Source organism: Paenibacillus qinlingensis (assembly GCF_031455095.1).
Classification (GTDB): domain Bacteria; phylum Bacillota; class Bacilli; order Paenibacillales; family NBRC-103111; genus Paenibacillus_E; species Paenibacillus_E qinlingensis_A.
In genome coordinates this window covers 84,524-101,648 of record NZ_JAVDSB010000006.1, presented here as the reverse complement: position 1 = coordinate 101,648, position 17,125 = coordinate 84,524, and the positions used below count along the sequence as shown (strand labels likewise).

The window sequence follows — 17,125 nt, the reverse complement described above, 5'->3', positions numbered from 1 at the left end:
GCTCTTTACTTTGTGCATGTTTAGTTACGCTGCATGAGAGTCACCGCTTTTTCAACTCTACACGCGCTATTTGCCACCCTTATTGCTGCTCTGGTCCTGTGTCCGCGTGGTTGTATTTTTTCTGGATTGTCCTTGTTGCTTATGGCCTGACATGTTGTTCACACTCCTTGAATACCGGTTTAGATAGTGCGAGTTTATTATGAGCATTTAGCTGAATTTAATACGATGTGATGCATTTTCACCTATGAGAAAATAAGTAAAAACCACCTCTAATTGAAGTGGTTTTCTTCAAATAATCTCAGCCATCTTACTTTTTACCTTTGCCTTCTTTGCCTTCTTTGCCTTCTTTGCCTTTTTCCCCTTTATCCTTGCCTTCTTTATCTTCCTTACCTTTTTCCTCTTTACCCTTGCCTTCTTTATCTTCTTTACCCTTTTCCCCTTTACCCTTGCCTTCTTTATCTTCCTTACCCTTTTCCTCTTTACCCTTGCCTTCTTTATCTTCCTTACCCTTTTCCTCTTTACCTTTGCCTTCTTTACCTTCTTTACCTTTACCTTTTTCCTCTTTATGCTCTTGTCCTTTTGCTGCGTCTTTACCTTTTTCTTCTTTCTGTTCTGTTCCTTTTGTTTCTTTCACTTCTTGTTCTTTACTGCCGTTCTCATTCTTTTTTTCACCATGTTCATGGCCGTGTTTACCAGGACCTTTACCTCCAGGCATACGCATTACCTCCTAATTATATAGTTACATCGTTGGCGAATGGACGCTTTTTATATGCTGAATATTCGTATAAAAGGTCCTGCCTTCCGCTGTAATCATGTGGACAATATTATTTTCAATTTCTTTGAGTAATCCTATCTTACTAGGGCTTCTCCCCAAGTCAAAAACAACTATTTTACCCTCCAGCTTTTTCAGTTGCTCCTCAAATGAGCGAGATAAGGGTAAATCGGAAGGATTTACAGGGAAAAACTTTTTATCCAGAAGGTAAGGTGTATTGTAATCCGTATATGGAATTAACCACTTCAAGTGGTTTAACGGTATAAACATCGTTTTATAAACAGGGGAATAAAATTCGAAGTAATTCGTCATGATGTGGGTGATATAGCCATGTATAGGCTGAAACCCTGAAACAAATATTTCTGAGAAGACCCCTTTGGAATTCATTAATATTTTTCTATATGAAATTTTATCACCATTGATCGGCTTTTCAGTAAGAGCAGAGAAGTCCGTTGAACTTTTTTTGTTATTCATATTGACGGTCAGAATATGGAAAGAAGGAATATAGACGTATCTCTCGCCGTTATATATAACTAGGATATCTTGCCCTGCATCTACCAAAACACCCGTGTGCCATTTATCACCGAGCAATTCAACATCAATAACCGCTCCTAGCTTCTTCTGAAAAAGGTCCATCAATGTCACCTCCTTTCACTTAAATAACCAGCCCGTCCATACGTATAAACTAAGGAGACTTATAAAAAGACCGATAGGAACGATCATAATCGTCACTTTAATATATTGGCTCCAGGTAAGTCTTATACGATGTCTTCTTAAAATATGCATCCAGATCAATGAGGCAAGCGTCCCCATTGGTAACAATAAAGAGCCGATATCTGCACCAAGCACAGTTGCCAAATATGCCGTATGCATAGTAAAAGAGTCTAAACCCATATTTTGCAAAGATAAGGTACCAATCATTATTGACGGTAAGTTATTAAACAAATTGGACATCGCCGTAAGTAACATCCCCATTAGAAAGATGGCATTAAAGTGATTTTCGGCAACCGCTCCACCAAGCCATTGTACGAGAAAGTCAGTCAGTCCTGAATTATGAAGCCCGTAAATAATGACGTAGATACTGAAAGCGAAAATGAGAATATGCCACGGCGTTTTGACTAGAATATCCTTTGGCCCAATGCCTTTACGCATCCACCTAATTATAATAAGAACAAGAGCTCCAATGATTGCTGGCCATTCCGTAGCTACCCCAAGAGGGGTTAGTAAGAAAAAGCTGCAACGTATTAAAATAACGACCAGAATGCAAATTCGAAACAGTCCCCAATCTATATACCCCTTGTCCTTCGGATCGACCTTAAGAGGGTGAAAAGTTGAGGAATTATCCTGCACAATAGTGTTTATAGAAGAGGACTGCAAGGACATAATTTTCTCTGGAATCTCGCGTTTAAAATAAACAAAAAGCAAAAACGTAATCGCAATAATTCCCATCATGGCAGGTACAAACATCATAGATGTATATGTGTTAAGATCTAAACCGACGGTTTTTAACGCGATCAGATTGGCTAGGTTACTGACACCGATAGGTGCGCTTGCTCCAGTTGCGACTAGAGCACCAGAGATAAGATAGGGGATTTTTTGCCTCGTTTTTAAGTTCAGAATAGAAAGGGTTTGGATAATGATGGGGGTTGTAATTAGGATGCTTCCGTCATTATTAAAAAACATCGTCATTAAAAAGCATAAAATATTAATGTACCAGAAGAGTGCTCGACCGGACCCCTTTGCCCGAACAGCCAAATTAATAGCTGCCCACCTAAACACCCCAATACTCTCTAATACAATAGACATTACAATTGTTGATATAATGGTTATGCTTGCCCCACTAACAATGGAGGCTATATGGTACACACCTGCAAGGGGCACAATTCCTAGTGCCAAGAAAATTACAGCACCTAGGGTTGTTGGAATAGATTCATTAATACCGAATGGCCTCCAAATTATCAACAACGTAACGGTAACAAAAACAATAGAGATTACCGCAGTTGTTATATCAAACATGATCTTGCACCTCACAAGGGCTGGAAGATGATAATTCAAGTTTTAGTAAATCGATAGGGAGGGTGAGAATTTTTAATAATGTCGATCCAGTTAGGAGTACAATGATCAGCATTTTCCCCCTCCTCCCACCTACAATTAAGATTCAGAGATAGATTATTTTTTCTCGTTACTACTATCTTGCTTTTGTTCCTTCTTTTCCTCTTGGTTTTCCTTTTTAACCCCGTAAGACATGCTTTTAACATGAAAGTTAAAAATAGTGACTAGTTCATGGTTAACAACCATCGTAATATAATCATCATTAGCATCGGCTAAAACGCCTTGAATACTTTCATGACCACCACGGTTAACTTGGCACCAAAGGTTTTTCATACCTTTCAATAGACCAACAAAATTGTCAGCTTCCATAATTTTCAATGGAGCTACATTCCCCTGTGTTAGCAAGGACTCTGCAGAGTCCTTCGTATTCAGTGTGAGACTTTTCAAATGATTTGTATTGTAGTAAATAACTCCATCCTTCTCATTGTAAATCCCCACATAATCGATTCCCACCGCAAGGATCTCGCCTTGTCGAGACTCAGGACCCCCACGATCCAATCTTACTTGTTTACCCATTAGCAAAGAATAATCGAATGCCATGATAATCATTTCCCCCTTCAGGTGGTGGTTAGTTGTTGTTGCATGATCTATATATACTCACATGGCAAAGGTTTGTACTCAACGAATGCCCCGTCTCTTAAAAACTCCACGAATATCACTAGAGGGTATTTGTACGTGGATATAAACACAGATCCCCTCCACTTAATAGGCTGTAAGGGATCTGCACAATTACAGACGTTACGTTTTCTTCACATTCGATACTTCGGAAATACATCTCAATGCAACAGCATACACGGTATCCCGCGTGGATAATACAACAATCTCTTCGTTTAGTCCGATAACTGCCGCATTGGAGATATCGTTCAACTGTTCAGCCAACGTACTAAAGTCAATCTTGGCTTTGCCGACTAATGAATTGAACAAGCCCACCATACCCGAGCTCTCACCGCTATCGGAATTATCTGTTTCAGTTAGTATTTTGCTATCATAATCTCCTGACCAGACCTCTACGCCTGCAATAAGATGCATTGGGACGAAGTGCTCAACGCCATTGCTTGTAAAATTTAATATGCCGTTTTCGGCAGAAATTATTTCCACATTTGAATATTTACTAGTGGAGTAGTCTAAGGTGTGCAGCTCTTTCAGCTTAATATTCTTAAGCTGACTTATGAGATTTTGCATGCTGTCATTCCCCTTGTGACAGCATTTACAGTCCTCTTTACTGGACCTCTCCTCCTGTTTTGGCGGCCCCGGCGGTTTTGGCGGTCCAGGTGGCTTCGGTGGTCCTGGCGGTTTAGGTGGCCCAGGTGGCCCTGCTGGTCCTTCCGGTCCTTTTGGTCCTTCTGGCCCTTCTGGTCCTCTTGGTCCTTCTGGCCCTTTTGGCCCTTTTGGTCCTTCTGGCCCTTTTGGTCCTGGTGGTCCTGGTGGCCCTGCTGGTCCCGCTGGTCCTGCTGGTCCCGCTGGTCCTGCTGGTCCCGCTGGTCCTGCTGGTCCCGCTGGTCCTGCTGGTCCTGCCGGCCCTGCTGGTCCTGCTGGTCCCGCTGGCCCTGCTGGCCCTCTTTCGCATACCTTACAATGATGTTTTTTACATCTATTTCTTTTTTTGATTTTTCTACAGACTAATTTTTTCTTCTTTTTCTTATGCTTCGGACATTTACATGGCTCTTTTCTTTTACATACGAGACAAATATCCTCAATGCCATTTACCTGTAACGATGGGACGATTGTTTTTTCTTTAACTTTGTGCGAAATAATCTTAGCAATAACTTTTTCTACGGGAAAAGTTTTCATACCAATTGCGCTAGGATTAAAAAATACTTTTGCTCGATTCATAATAACGTTACCCTCCTCTCAAAAATCTAGACATTTGTTACTAGGGAACATTTATCTAGTTGGGTATTTGCAATATCAGTGTATGAACCTAAAAAATAGCCTGTTCTAGTGAAAAAGCACATTTTGAGAATTATAACTGCCAAATAGAAGAAATAGGGCTATCCCCTAGAGCTTTCTTGTACACGTGACATATACATGCAGTATAAATAACGATTCAAGTCATTTGTCAGGTAATAAACGTGGATTATACGTAATTACACTCTACCGAGCAGGAGGTACCCTGATGTTTATCGTCTGCCTACTTATTCTTTCTGGAGTTGGATTGTATGTAACCTTAAAACCACCGATAGAGCTATATGATCCGTCTTTAAAAAATCATATATTTTCAGAGCTCACAATCGATAGTGCCCAACAAGCTTTTGAAGGTGCATCTTTCAGAAAAGAAGACTGATAACACGCTATGAAAAAAATCCCCTAAGTAGGGGATTCACATTCAGACTCTTATTTAGGCTGCCTGTTACAAGAATAAAAGCGCAACCTGAAAGGTTGCGCTTTCTACGAATTCGTTACTTAATCCATTATTCCTCATTCTGTCACTATCCTAAACCATTCTGGCTCAGTTCAGTTCGCAATCTGTCTCCACTCCGGATAATCATCCAGATACCCGTACTGGCTCAACTCTTTTAACGAATTTCGTATGCTATGTTCGTCCTCACTAGATTGGCACGTTAACTCCAACAAGTCATCTAAGTGAATATGCGGATTCTCTTTGCAGAATAGGAGCAAGCCCTTCGCCGCCCATGAGAGGCGGTCATCTTGGAAATCACCAACCATGCGGCGATATAATTTATGTGGCAGGATTTTCAGTTCAACAAGATCTTGCAACGCCTTCATCGTCTGCTTGTCCGTCATTCGGGCAAGCTTCGAAATCACGGGCAACTCAGGAAAATTGGACTCTGAGCCGCAACTTTTCAGAATAATATAGACCATTTGAGAGTACAGATCTAACCCTGGTTGACGAAAAATATCATCCGACAGCGCAAAACTCCGTGTACCTTCGTTTGTTTCTCCGTTAGACATTTTGATGTCCTCCTTTTCACATTATGATCGGAGTTCACCCCACCCAATTATAAACTTACATTAGCTTACCCGCATTGCGGCTAGCCTGCCGAAATATATCTTCCAAACTGAAATTCTTCTTGCTGTTAAAATCGGGGAGCTCACTTGGTTCCTGGTCTTCCAGCGCTGGTACATGCTCCTCGTCTTCAAATGTAGCTCTGAGGTGATTAGGAGCATCTTCAATCTCCCACATCGTCGTCGATCGCTCTTGCAGAATATGCTTGGTCAGAATTTCCATAATGCCATGACTAAACATACCTTCCGCTTTCAACTGGTTCAAATAAGTAATAACCTCTGGCGGTGTATCCGATGGGATATAGAGCGTCACATCCTTGCCAGGGCAGACCAGTACAGTCGATCTCCGTTTCTTCAAGCCGATCCGCTCCCGCTCCCACCATCAGATCCTTCCTTCGCTTCCAGGCTTGCCGCTGCTTCAGCGTCAGCGCTGTGCTTCAAGGCATGTTCTAGCAGGAAGAAGGTCCCGCGAGCATTGCGGAATTGACTAAACTCGGAAGGATCAAAACGGAGCGGCAAGCCTAACTCGGCATTTAATCTCTCGATCCATGGTTGAAGGACAATCGCTCCCCCACCGATAAACCAAAACTCATTGGCATACCGAGCATGTTTCCATGCGTTACGGGCGTATTTCAACACCTTTTCAGCAAGAATACGCATATGACGATTTACGAGGTTGGTCATGTCGAAAGCAACTTTACCCTCAGCGTAAATTTCGTATTCCTTGTTAATGAGCATGATTGTCAGTTCCGCAGTGCTGGAGATTAACTCCTCACCTTGGGCATTGATTTCATTACGGATGCTTTCCAAAGCATCGTTTAGGTAGATTTTAGCCCCCGTAGAATGACGTTGATCCAGATCTAACCCCGGTCTAAAAAACGCGATATCCATATCAACACCGCCAACATCCGCTATTCCAAAACCTTTGTGTGACAACTGCGATTTGGAGGTTGCCTCCATATCATAAACACCTGACACATCATCAATACTAATATCCGAGGGTAGTGTGAACTCCATTTCCACCGTTACTCCTTTAAAAACAGGGGTCGTAACAAATGTGATGGAATGGATGCCTCCTGTTATTTTATGTGCAAACTCTTCACTGAATTTCGTAATCTCTCGGATGGGTAACCCCGTTCCTAGTCGTACCGCCGCTTTGATGCGATTCTTACCGCGTTTAATAGCATCCACATGTTTCGTAGCGATGGCATAGGCTGCAGCCGTCAGGAGCGTAACCATTGTTTCTGGCCGCTGGGCCTTCTTCTGTACAGCTTTATCACCTACAATTTCATGAACAATCCCTTCGTCGCCAATGGCCAAATTCCCAACGTAGACATGACGGTATTGCTCGGTATCGATCGCCGGCGATGTAATCTGCACATCTAAGAAATCCAAAGGATCTCCTTGTTCCATCAATAAAAATCGCTCCCCAAACGGTTGTGCGACCACATTAGGGAAAATAAAGCTGTTGCTCAAATCGTCAAATATGCCTTTGATATGACTGCTGCCGTTATCGATGGATAAGTGAATGGTTGTAGTAAGAATATCGTGTTTAGCCATGTCTATTTCCTCTCCCAACCTTATTGAGATAGTATAATAGATTCGCACTGTGGCAAGGTTTTAAGAGGGTTATTAGGAATTTTTAACATTTCTGATTTGGAGAAGGAAGTGAAGTTTAACGTTTAAAGTTTAGAGTTTAAAAGGTAAAGTTTAGTGAGTTAACGTTTGAACTTTAAACTTTAGATGCAGCAAAAAAGCACTAACCCTAAGGTCAGTGCTCTATGATTACATTTCGCTTACATCACTTCAAACTATGATAAACGGCCATCATATCTTGTTTATTCAACTCACGGATACGATTGAAAATCGGAATATCCGCCACTTCTTCTGTCCGTGCGCTCGCCGCGACAACATCTCTGACTTTACCTGTTAGCCAAGTTTGTACATCGATACCCTCGACAATTTCCTTACGTCCCTCATCATTGATGCCACTTACATAACAACTTACACAAGGCACCGCCAATTTCTGAACGCCATCATGGAGTCCATCTTCCGAAATGACTCGCTTACCGCCACAGAATGGGCATGGATGGCTTGCCTTGATTTTATTGATTTGCGTAACAATTTTACTGTAACCGAACGCTTCGTAGACATAAGTTAGCTTTTTATATTTCCCATTGGTGAAATATTTATCAATAATGCTCTCTCTTGTTTCATCAATATTGGCAAAATCACAGATGCTGATCACATTTTTCCTGCTGATCGCCTCGAGATTACCTTTAATCTTCGCCCAAAAAGGTACAGCATTTTGTAACACCACTTCATAACCCACGAAGCTTGCTTGCTCCAGTTCAAACATTTTTAAGGCAACCTGTGTTTCCCTTGGTAGTAAGGAGACTTCTTCTGAAAGTGCAAGCTCGCCGCCAACAATCGACTTTAACTTTTCTAACACTGGCAGCTTCCCTACGGTTTGTATGACCTGATCAATCGGCATCTGAATAATCTCGCGAATATCCGTACCACCAAACTTAAGCTTCTTATGATGTTTTAGCACAGTTCCATGGCACACGGGGCAGCTAATCACTTCTTTGGAGGCTTTCATAACCTCTTTCAGTGGCAGATTCTTCGAAATCACCATGTACCGTCCAAGGATGAGGTTAAATCCTTCCCAGGATCTCGAAGCCTTCCCGGCTTTATCATAGAATGACTTTTCCCAATAGCCATATAGGAACGTATGCTTCTCGGCTTCCGACATCTCGTTATAGCTTTTACTCATATCATGGCCAAGCTCATTCTTAATTTCTTCGAAAAGGAAGTGCAATTTGGCATGCTGGTAGTATTTTAGGACATCCATCACTTCCGGAAGCAGCATCCCATCCCAGAATGGGACTGTTGTGTCTTGAATAAGTACACCCATATCGAATCGTTCAATCACACGACGCCCCGAACAGCTCGGACAATGATTATCTTGATAATAGAAATCAAAGCTGCTTGTATCTTTATTCGTCGGGTGAGCAGCCACAATATGGTTGATCAGTCCACCGATTTCGTAGAGAAAACTGTACTGACTATAGAGATGTCGTTCAAGATCAATCGCGATAACAGGGGCAATTTTCTCGGATTCATATTCCCCATAGATCACACGGGCGATTGGCGATAAACTTTTTAAAATGCCACCTTTATAGATATTTTCCGACTTTTTGAAATACGCGATCTGATCTTCCTGCACATATTGAATACCTGCTTGTGGCTGAAGTGTGGAAGAAATAGGCGCTGGCGTCGTATGCACTTCCGTACTTTTACGACGATAATAGTCCTCATGAGGGACAACATCCAAATGTTGTACGGGTTCAAGATGTCTTTTTCCAAAATCAACAATAAAATCAGAGCTCTCTAGCATATAAGCATTATGTTCAATCATTAGGATCGAGACCGATTCATCCTCCAGAATGTCCCTAACACTATCAATGAACTGGTTGAGAATATTTTGGGATAAACCTTTGGAAGGCTCGTCGAAAATAAACAGCATATGCGGGTTCCTTGTATTGGCAAACAGCTCTGAAACTAAATGGACACACTGAAATTCACCCGTCGACAAGGACTGTGTTTTTCTTTCTAATGTCAAATAACCAAGTCCAAGCTTAATCAATAGGCTTAACCGCTTATGCGCGATGTCTTCGTTCGGCAATTCTTCAATAATATCTTCGATGGAGCGTTGGAAAATATCATCAATTTCCTCGCTATATTTCGTCAGTTTCTTTTTAATATCCAGAAAGGTTGCAACGGTTGAACGACTAGAAATGGATTGGTTGCGATCCTGCCCCACCACGACCAGCTTATCTTTGGGATAACGCTTCTGAAAATCTTTCACGATACACTCATTAACAAGCGTAGATTTCCCACATCCCGACTCACCTGTAAAAGTCACAAGTCTATTCTTGGGAATCTCAATGTTCGCCATTTGAATATTACGACAGTACAGATCTTGGAATTGGTAATATTCTGTTGGTACGGCTTCATTTCGCTCTGAAATGATTGGTGCCGGACGAGGTGATTCCTCCACGATTTTCCCACCGTATTTGCCGCTGCCAGGACCGAAGAACAATTGATCATCTGTCGTGTCTAGCACCGTATCCGAATGATCGATTAGCCAAATCTGATTCTTCATCCCTAGTTGTTTAATCTGTTCTAAGATTTTCAATAGCGTTTCGTGATCGAGACCCACCGAGATTTCATCAATGATAATAACCGTATTTTCACTGGTTGCCATGAATTCTGCCAAGTAAAGCCGTGTGATCTCCCCACCTGACAATGTACCCATGATACGATTCAAGGATAAATAACCAATATTCATATGGATGATATTTTGGAGAATATGCTGCTTGCCTTCACTGATGCGTAGTTCCTCGGATAGAGAAAGAATGGTTTCAATACTTAGACGGTTGATATCAGATATGCTATGCGGTTTATTCAATAATTCCAGCTTATATTGTTCAACTTCTGGGTTGTAGCGATTCCCTTGACACTTGGGACATTCGACATTCTGGGTCGTGCTGCGCCCTTTACAATCGGGACACCAGCCTAGGGGATTATTAAAGGAAAACACTTCTGGAGAAAGATCAAACTTTTCAGCGATACGCTCGCGAATTTCTTTAAACACGCCGGTATGCGTACCAATGGTTGAACGCGGGTTGGATGAAATGGATGATTTTCCGAGAAAAAGAACTAATGGCATGTCTTCCATCTTGATGGCACTAAAATTGGTCTCCATAATATCGGGAAATAAATACTGATACTCCGCCTTAGGCAATAATGAAACGAGACGTTTCTTGGATTCTTCGCCTATCGTCTGACAAAAAGTTGTTTTACCGGATCCGGATAACCCCGCAATTCCTAAAGATTTATCAACCGGTAGGGCCGCATCTAATAGATGAATATTGTTTGAAATTAATTGTTTAATTTGCATAAGTACGTCCTCTCTCTTCTTATAAACCTATTATTTCCATGTTAGCATAGAGTTAAAATATTACATTCATTTTTTTTCGGTTCTATAATTGATAGGTTTATAGCTTCCCATATAAAAAAACTATACCTTAGCATAGTATTTATGTATTTCTCTATAGCTAACTTTTCACCCTATACTTAGATCAAAATGAAGCGTAGGGAGCTGTTACCATTGCAAACATCCATTATTGGCTATCCGAGAGTCGGGGCCTTGCGAGAGCTTAAATTTGCATCCGAGAACTACTTTAAAGGGGAGATTTCGATTGATGAACTCCACCAGACAGGCGCCAACCTGCGAGCAGCACACTGGAAAATCCAACAAGAGAATGGCATTGATTACATTCCCTCCAATGATTTCTCCTTCTATGACGGTTTACTCGATACAGCTTGCTTATTCAATATCATTCCAGGGCGCTATCAAGCGCTTGGTCTTAGCTCGTTAGAGACCTATTTTGCTATGGCTAGAGGGTATCAAGGCGCACAAGGCGATGTAAAAGCATTAGCGATGAAAAAATGGTTTAATACCAACTATCACTATATGGTTCCTGAAATAACGGATTCTACTAGCATTCGCTTAGCTGGAACGAAGCTGTTCGATGAGTTATTAGAAGCAAAGCAGCAAGATATTGTGACGAAACCCGTTGTTATTGGTCCCTTTACCCTGCTTAAGCTAGCTAAGTACACAGGTGTCAAACAAGCCAATGACTTTGTCCATGACGCCGCAGAGGCCTATGCCGCTACATTGGAGCAGTTGAATGAGCTTGGCGCAGCGTGGGTTCAACTTGAGGAGCCAGCATTAGTCACTGATCTATCCCCAGAGGATATCGCGCTGTTCACGCAGCTATATGACCGTATTTTATCTGCCAAAGGAAACGTTAAGGTGCTCGTTCAAACCTACTTTGGCGATATTCGCGACTGCTATCCAACGCTTCAAGCACTCCCATTCGACGGGATTGGCATCGATTTTATTGAGGGTAAACAATCGCTGGAGCTTGTGAAGCAATATGGGTTTTCAGACGATAAGGTGCTGTTTGCTGGCCTAGTAAATGGTAAAAACATTTGGAAAAATCAATACAAACGAACGCTCGGGGTTCTTCAAGAATTAAGCGCACATGTGAAGCATATCGTGCTTAGCTCCTCCTGCTCGCTTCTGCATGTTCCATACACCTTGCAGCATGAAACGAAATTGTCGGATGCGTCCAAACGTTACCTGGCATTCGCAGAGGAAAAACTGCAAGAATTCGCACATCTGAAAGTAATTGGCGCTCAAGCAGATCCTTATGCCGCTATACGCTATTTGCAAAATGAGGAATTATTCAGCAGCGCTCGATTTACGAATAATGAAGCTGTACAGGCGAAAGCAGCCGCTTTAACGGAAGCCGACTTTACTAGGCTGCCTGCCTTTAGTGAGCGAGAAACGATTCAGAAAGCGAGATTCAATTTGCCGTTGCTGCCGACTACAACGATCGGCTCCTTCCCGCAGACGGCCGAGGTTCGGGCGAATCGCTTTGCTTTTAAGAAAGGCGAAATTAGCGAGGAGCAGTATAAGCAGTTTAATTTTGAAAAAATTGCAGCATGCATCGCACGCCAAGAGGAAATTGGGCTTGATGTTCTCGTTCATGGTGAATTTGAACGCAATGATATGGTTGAATATTTTGGCGAGAGCTTGGATGGATTCATGTTCACTGAGAAGGCATGGGTGCAATCCTATGGCACAAGATGTGTAAAGCCGCCGATTGTATGGGGAGATATTTCTCGTTCCAAACCGATGACCGTTGAATATTCAGCTTATGCCAAAAGCTTGACTAACAAGCCACTTAAAGGGATGTTAACAGGCCCTGTAACGATTCTAAACTGGTCCTTCCCTCGTGAGGATATCAGCCTCAAGGATAGTGCCTTCCAGATTGCGCTGGCAATTCGTGATGAGGTACTAGACCTAGAAGCGAACCAAATTGAAATTATTCAAATTGATGAGGCAGCCTTACGAGAAAAATTGCCACTAAGAAAGTCTGATTGGCAGAGTGAATATCTGAGCTGGGCAATCCCTGCATTCCGTTTGGTGCACAGTGGTGTTCAAGCCGAAACGCAAATTCATACCCACATGTGTTATAGCCAATTCAGCGATATTATTCGCGATATTGATGCCATGGATGCAGATGTCATTACATTCGAAGCGTCCAGATCAGACCTTGCAATTATCGACGTCATTAATGAATGCGGGTTCCAAACAGAGGTCGGTCCAGGGGTGTACGATATTCACTCTCCACGTATTCCAAGTGTAGAAGAGATCAAGCTGGGACTGAATCGCATGTTGGAGAAAATTGATATCGCGAAGTTGTGGGTCAATCCCGATTGCGGACTTAAAACGCGCGGCGACAAAGAGACTTGGGCTAGCTTGGAACAATTGGTTCAAGCAGCGAAGGAAGTAAGAGCGACGCTATAGTACCTAGAGAGGATGAACTCAGCCGAGTTCATCCTCTTGGCTTATAATCGTATAGCCAAAATCTGAAATGACACTTTTCAGCTTCCGAACATAATCATCGGCCAGCAGGCTCAGCGTGACCTTTTTATTCGTGATGTATCCAATCTGCATATGCTCATCCGTACGCAAGCGCACTGATTTAATCTGCTCGCCATTCAAGTCTGAATTCAGTACGCCAGAGCTGATTGTATAGCCATTTAACCCAATGAGGAGATTGAATAACGTCGCACGATCACTAACTAAGATTTTCTTCTTATGCGTCCTGGTGCTTAAGATTTCCTCTGAGAAGTAGAAGGAATTAAATTCCCCTTGTTCAAAAGCTAAACACGGAAACTCATCCAAATCTTCGATTTCCAGTATCGACTTCGCCGCAAGTGGATGCTCCGAGCTAATGAACACATGAGGTTCCGCCACGAAAAGCGGGTGGAATTGTAAGCCATTTTCTTTCAACATCTTCTGAATAACTTTCTGGTTAAAATCATTGAGATAGAGAATGCCAAGCTCGCTGCGCATATTGCGCACATCTTCAATAATTTCATGCGTTCTTGTTTCGCGCAACGTACATTCGTACTCATTCGTGTTCAAGCCTTTCAGTAAACTGACAAACGCTTGAACCGAGAAAGCATAATGCTGTGTAGAGATTGAGCATAACTTTTTGGAAGGTTTTTTATTCATATACCTTTGCTCAAGGAGCTCTGCTTGCTCTACGACCTGCCGAGCATAGGATAGAAATTCTGCCCCTTCATTCGACAGGGCAATTCCCTTGGATGAACGCAGAAAAATATCAACGCCGATTTCCTGCTCGATTTCTTTTACCGCACTAGACAGACTTGGCTGAGAGATGAAAAGCTGCTTGGCAGCCTCACTGATAGAACCACAATTCACAATGGTCAGTATATATTTTAACTGCTGCAATGTCATGATTATCCGTCCTTAGCGCATCATTTACTTCGATTCATTCCCTGCACGATCTTCTCCGTATAACGCATTCATATGCGCAATATGGGTAGCGCCCCAATCGTTCAATGGCTGTAACACCGCGCTTAAACCTTTGCCATATTCGGAAATGGAATACTCTACTTTGGGAGGGACTTGATTGTAAACCTCACGATGCACGATATCGTTATATTCGAGCTCTCTGAGTTGTTGGGTAAGCATCTTCTTGTTGATGTCTGGTATCGACTTTTGAAGCTCGCTGAATCTCATTGTGCCGTTTGAAATAAGCTGAAGTAATATGACAGGCTTCCATTTTCCTACCAGGATACTTAGCGCTGATTCAAATTTACAATACTCTTTCATTGAACTCCTCCCACTTCCCGTTGCATGGTTAGGTAACTTTTTCGTTACTCAGTCTAGATAAAGTGCCTACTTGCTTGAATGGATTCCTAGGGTCTACTATACCATTAGTAGATAGCCCATACATAGTCAGGAGGTTGAAACCTAGCATGCATATCACCATATGGATCATTCAAGGACTAGCAGCGTTTGGGTTTGTTTATTCTGGCTGGTTGAAGGCGTTTCAGTATGACAAAGCCAGCGCATCTTGGGGATGGGTAAAAGACGTTCCAAAAGCATTCGTCGTCTTTATCGGGCTAGCTGAATTGATCGGGGCAGTTGGACTCATTCTGCCGCAAGCGACGAATATCGCACCCGTTTGGACACCGATTGCTGCAACTGCACTTGCCGCTGTCGTTCTGCTCGGCGCTCTCTTCCATATTGCTCGTAAAGAGTATCGAGACATAGGCGTGAACGTTATCTTCTTCGCGTTAGCTTTACTAGTTGCTATTGGTCGGTTTTAAAAGGGTACAGACATCGGATTGCGGGCGGAGAATGCAGCGTCACTGCTGAAAAATTGTGCTCAAGGGCGTTGTTGTTGCTGACAGTTGCTTGCTTGCGCACAATGTTTGTGCTCAAACTGTGTATAACTAGCAAAAACCCTCTATCCACATGTGGATAGAGGGTTGGCTTCTATTCGTTGATCAGTGACCATACCCCAGCTTTACCTGGGATCTCACCTTTGGTCCACCATTTCGCTTGATACGTGTGCCCTGCATATACGACTTTATCGCCGCCATTGTAGGCTTTCACATTGTTCCAAGTCAGAACGGCGTCTTTGGCAACAGCCTTCCAAACATCTGATGTATCTGGTTGTTCACCTTTGGTCCACCATCCGGCTGCATATTCAATGCCGTTGAAAGTGACTTTGTCACCCGCCAAATAAATCTTGGCGCTGTCCCATGTCGTTCCCTGAACTGGTGGCGTAACTGTTGCTGACTTCGTTGTAACGGTCAGTGAAGCGCTTGCCGTGGAACGATTGTTGGCCGCATCCAAAGCAATTACCGTATACGCGTATGCGGTTGATGCGTTTAGGCCGCTGTCTGCATACGACCTTGAAGCCGTTGTGCTGATTAACTTGCCGTCACGATATACCTCGTACTTCGTTACGCCGACATTGTCCACAGCAGCTGACCAACTTAGTGTAGCTGCCGATTCTGTTACGTTACTGGCGGCTACACCCGTAGGCCGCGATGGTGCCTCCTTATCTGGCGTCGGGATTACCACCGCAGGCAGCGTGCTTGCCGTTACAGCTGGGCTAGAAGCCGAACGGTTACCCGCGTTATCCACCGCTACCAACGTATAAGCAAATGTCGAATTTGCTGGCAGCCCGGTATCGGTATATGCGGTTTTCGTCGTTGTACCTACTACGCTGCCATTCCGACTGATTTCATATTGCTTAATCCCTGCTGAAGCCGTTGAAGCTGTCCACTCCATCGTTATGGTGCTCTCTGTATGCGTAGAACACCAAGCACTCGCTGGGAAGTTCGGCAGCACAAATGGCGGCTCTGGATCTGGTGGCGTCGTGCTGCCGCCTTGAGTCAAATTGACGTCAACTGCCTGATAGAAGGCATTGCCCGTATCACCAATCTCCCATACGCCTAAAATGATATAATAACCAGTTCGGTCTGTCGGCACGTTACATTTATGCGTTACTGTCATGTCAGGCTTCATATTATAGCCATCCACCGTGCAGAAAGGTTTTGATTCCAATTGGTCGCGCGTAAGCGGCTTATTCGGGTCCCAGCCAATTTTGGTTATGTAATATTTCCATTCCTTCGTCAGGTGATTCGCTGTGAATTTCCAGGTAAACGAATTTTGGCCACCTTTCATTTCGACTTTCTTCCAACGATCAGCTGTCTGTGCATCCAACTCTGTATATTTGCCCGCTCCCGCAATCTGACCGTCTACCGGCCCCGATGCTGGGAATCCTCCTTTGCCTTCCGCACTTTGCGGTTCGTACTGAATAGCACCACAAGACTTGTTCGTCCCTTGCTGGCATAGTAGCGTACGACTAGCTGGCGATTCGATGTAGCCATGAGCAGAAGCTTTACTCGAGAAGGCAAATGTGCAAGCCAGCACTACTAGCATGAACCCAAGTAGAAGTGCAAGCTTAAATGAGCGGGAGCTTAACCCCAACTTTCCCCATACGGATTGTTGCGTAATGACCATGTCGATTTTCCTCGCATTCTGTAATAGGATTATAGTTTCCAATCTTAGCCAGTTCATAAGCGTTTAACCAGTTTCAAAAGACCTAGGGGGTATTTGCTGCCACTGCATGTCGTATAAAAAAGACATAATTACTAAAAAGCATGACACTTGACCCATATTTTTCTATTTTTTTATTAAAAACTACTGTACATTTCGGTATTACCTCTCTTATAAAATAGGCCGATATCATCTATTGGCGCTCCGTATGTTGAGCCCGTTATCCTACCATTTCTAATTAACCA

The 17,125-nt window shown here is 43.0% G+C and carries 16 protein-coding genes; 4 read left to right on the top strand and 12 right to left on the bottom strand.

Annotated features, from left to right (window positions below):
• Positions 1-307 precede the first annotated feature (307 nt).
• The 5 genes from J2736_RS17855 to J2736_RS17835 form a co-directional block, all read right to left on the bottom strand.
• Positions 308-715, bottom strand: a complete 408-nt coding sequence (locus J2736_RS17855) for a hypothetical protein (RefSeq protein ID WP_310499946.1) — start codon at positions 713-715, stop codon at positions 308-310.
• Positions 716-739: 24 nt separating this feature from the next.
• The gene (locus J2736_RS17850) at positions 740-1,408 is read right to left on the bottom strand and encodes a DUF2642 domain-containing protein (protein ID WP_310499945.1); all 669 of its coding nucleotides are present in this window, start codon (positions 1,406-1,408) and stop codon (positions 740-742) included.
• Between the two features lie 15 nt (positions 1,409-1,423).
• Entirely contained in the window at positions 1,424-2,788 is a 1,365-nt protein-coding gene (locus J2736_RS17845) for an arsenic transporter (RefSeq protein WP_310499944.1), read from the bottom strand.
• 153 nt (positions 2,789-2,941) lie between these two features.
• Positions 2,942-3,424, bottom strand: a complete 483-nt coding sequence (locus tag J2736_RS17840; protein WP_310499943.1) for a hypothetical protein — start codon at positions 3,422-3,424, stop codon at positions 2,942-2,944.
• A gap of 198 nt (positions 3,425-3,622) precedes the next feature.
• Complete coding sequence (locus J2736_RS17835; protein WP_310499942.1) at positions 3,623-4,066, bottom strand: hypothetical protein; 444 nt, start codon at positions 4,064-4,066, stop codon at positions 3,623-3,625.
• 125 nt (positions 4,067-4,191) lie between these two features.
• Here J2736_RS17835 and J2736_RS17830 point away from each other — a divergent pair, with 125 nt between their 5' ends.
• Both J2736_RS17830 and J2736_RS17825 read left to right on the top strand, forming a co-directional pair.
• On the top strand, positions 4,192-4,491 hold the full coding sequence (locus J2736_RS17830) for a hypothetical protein (RefSeq protein ID WP_310499941.1): 300 nt from the start codon (positions 4,192-4,194) through the stop codon (positions 4,489-4,491).
• A 509-nt stretch (positions 4,492-5,000) separates the two neighbouring features.
• The gene (locus J2736_RS17825) at positions 5,001-5,168 is read left to right on the top strand and encodes a hypothetical protein (RefSeq protein WP_310499940.1); all 168 of its coding nucleotides are present in this window, start codon (positions 5,001-5,003) and stop codon (positions 5,166-5,168) included.
• A gap of 170 nt (positions 5,169-5,338) precedes the next feature.
• On the opposite strand, the gene J2736_RS17820 is transcribed toward J2736_RS17825, so the two are convergent.
• The 4 genes from J2736_RS17820 to J2736_RS17805 form a co-directional block, all read right to left on the bottom strand.
• Positions 5,339-5,797 carry a hypothetical protein gene (locus tag J2736_RS17820; RefSeq protein ID WP_310499939.1) on the bottom strand — a complete coding sequence of 153 codons (459 nt, stop codon included), beginning with the start codon at positions 5,795-5,797 and terminating at the stop codon, positions 5,339-5,341.
• 55 nt (positions 5,798-5,852) lie between these two features.
• Positions 5,853-6,209 carry a hypothetical protein gene (locus J2736_RS17815; RefSeq protein ID WP_310499938.1) on the bottom strand — a complete coding sequence of 119 codons (357 nt, stop codon included), beginning with the start codon at positions 6,207-6,209 and terminating at the stop codon, positions 5,853-5,855.
• Complete coding sequence (locus tag J2736_RS17810) at positions 6,206-7,411, bottom strand: ParM/StbA family protein (RefSeq protein ID WP_310499937.1); 1,206 nt, start codon at positions 7,409-7,411, stop codon at positions 6,206-6,208. The genes J2736_RS17815 and J2736_RS17810 overlap by 4 nt, the downstream gene beginning before the upstream one ends.
• Before the next feature lie 241 nt (positions 7,412-7,652).
• Complete coding sequence (locus J2736_RS17805; protein WP_310499936.1) at positions 7,653-10,817, bottom strand: ATP-binding cassette domain-containing protein; 3,165 nt, start codon at positions 10,815-10,817, stop codon at positions 7,653-7,655.
• A gap of 210 nt (positions 10,818-11,027) precedes the next feature.
• Between J2736_RS17805 and metE the strand changes: the two genes are divergently transcribed.
• The gene (gene metE, locus J2736_RS17800; RefSeq protein WP_310499935.1) at positions 11,028-13,298 is read left to right on the top strand and encodes a 5-methyltetrahydropteroyltriglutamate--homocysteine S-methyltransferase; all 2,271 of its coding nucleotides are present in this window, start codon (positions 11,028-11,030) and stop codon (positions 13,296-13,298) included.
• Positions 13,299-13,316: 18 nt separating this feature from the next.
• On the opposite strand, the gene J2736_RS17795 is transcribed toward metE, so the two are convergent.
• A complete protein-coding gene (locus J2736_RS17795) occupies positions 13,317-14,258 on the bottom strand; it encodes a LysR family transcriptional regulator (RefSeq protein WP_310499934.1) in 942 nt (313 codons plus the stop codon).
• 24 nt (positions 14,259-14,282) lie between these two features.
• Positions 14,283-14,636, bottom strand: coding sequence for a winged helix-turn-helix transcriptional regulator (locus tag J2736_RS17790; protein ID WP_310499933.1), 354 nt, complete (start codon positions 14,634-14,636; stop codon positions 14,283-14,285).
• 146 nt (positions 14,637-14,782) lie between these two features.
• Between J2736_RS17790 and J2736_RS17785 the strand changes: the two genes are divergently transcribed.
• Positions 14,783-15,136 (top strand): DoxX family protein, encoded by a 354-nt coding sequence (locus tag J2736_RS17785; protein WP_310499932.1) that lies wholly within the window; start codon positions 14,783-14,785, stop codon positions 15,134-15,136.
• Between the two features lie 169 nt (positions 15,137-15,305).
• On the opposite strand, the gene J2736_RS17780 is transcribed toward J2736_RS17785, so the two are convergent.
• The gene (locus J2736_RS17780; RefSeq protein WP_310499931.1) at positions 15,306-16,844 is read right to left on the bottom strand and encodes a lytic polysaccharide monooxygenase; all 1,539 of its coding nucleotides are present in this window, start codon (positions 16,842-16,844) and stop codon (positions 15,306-15,308) included.
• Positions 16,845-17,125: the final 281 nt, after the last annotated feature.